Origin of the sequence: Gottfriedia sp. NPDC056225 (assembly GCF_042267765.1) — a bacterium.
In the GTDB taxonomy this organism is placed as follows: Bacteria; Bacillota; Bacilli; order Bacillales; family Bacillaceae_G; genus Gottfriedia.
This window is the reverse complement of the sequence record NZ_JBHJTJ010000145.1, coordinates 1-1245: the sequence shown is the minus strand read 5'-3', so window position 1 is coordinate 1245 and position 1245 is coordinate 1. Positions and strand designations below refer to the sequence as shown.

Below are 1245 nucleotides of genomic sequence, written 5' to 3'. Positions count from 1 at the left end.
GTAAATAACATTGTTTTTTCAAACATTGAAAGATTATGTACAACTTAATTTTCTAGTGGTGATAAAATGAACGATTACGTAAATCAATGGCATAAACTAATACTTAATTGTAGTTTCGATAATACTTATAAAATGGTATGGGGGAAAGCATTAGTAGAGTTATCATTAAATGTTAGTGATGATTATGAAAACGATATTGTTGTATTTAAATTCAAAGATATTGCAGAACTTTGCTTAAAGTATTATTGGAATCAGATTATATACTTCAACTTAATACAAAGTGCAAATATCAAAAAGCCTCCTGAAATAGTTGGAATAACTAAACAATTAATTAATGTATATTTTGAAAAAAGAGACTCAGTTCAACCGGTAAGATTTGAAAAGATAGATTTTGATTCAATCGGATTAACTAATAATTATTTTACTTCAGTGAAAAAAATAATAAAAACGCTAAAACAAGACGTATGTTGGCGGTTTATGAATCTTAACGGTAATACTTACGAAATTTATCAACTGAACCGTGTTGAAGGGAAAGTATATTTCACTAAACAAAATGCTATTCTACTTAAAATTCATAACGATTATTTATTTACATTAATTAATTACAGATGGACACAAATGTTAGAAGGGTTTAATTATAGCCCACGTATCTCTCGTAAAGTAAGAGCAATTGATGAAGATAAAATTAGAAGATCTTCCTTAAAGAAGTTTCATAAATATATTGATTTATTATTTAAAGATGGTATCCGTAAATGTTTTTATTGTGGTGAAACAATAATTGAAAAGGACTTATCTGTTGACCATGTTATACCGTGGTCTTATATGTTTTCTGATGACTTATGGAATTTAGTTTACTGCCATAAAGGGGAAAATTCTGAGAAGTCTAATCGTATGCCGTTAGAAAATGATATTTTGAGGTTAGAGGAACGGAACAAAGTTTTACTACAAGAAATTGATAACAATACAAAAGATTTTGATTTACTACAAATTGCAATTGAGAAGGATTACTTGAAGCAGTTTTGGATTTCATTTAAAGGTTAGAAAGCTCTTTGAAACCATAGGCTAAACCTAAAGTCTCTAGTAGTAGCTATAACTAAATCTGCTGACTTTCCTTAAATAGTAATTCTCAAGAACATGCGTACCTTCACTTATAAAGGGTTTGTTTCAAGTATAAACTAAATTGGAAAATTCTATAATTCTAAAAAAATGATTTTGTTAATATCTATTATTTTTCTAACATTGTAG

Annotated in this window: 1 protein-coding gene; it reads left to right on the top strand. The window is 27.6% G+C overall.

Annotated features, from left to right (window positions below):
* The first annotated feature begins 66 nt into the window (after positions 1-66).
* Positions 67-1041, top strand: a complete 975-nt coding sequence (locus ACFCYN_RS25495; RefSeq protein ID WP_375952989.1) for an HNH endonuclease domain-containing protein — start codon at positions 67-69, stop codon at positions 1039-1041.
* The last annotated feature ends 204 nt before the right edge of the window (positions 1042-1245 follow it).

Excerpts from the sequence above, each read along its gene's own strand:
- ACFCYN_RS25495 (WP_375952989.1), top strand. The coding sequence starts at position 67 with ATGAACGATTACGTAAATCAATGGCATAAACTAATACTTAATTGTAGT.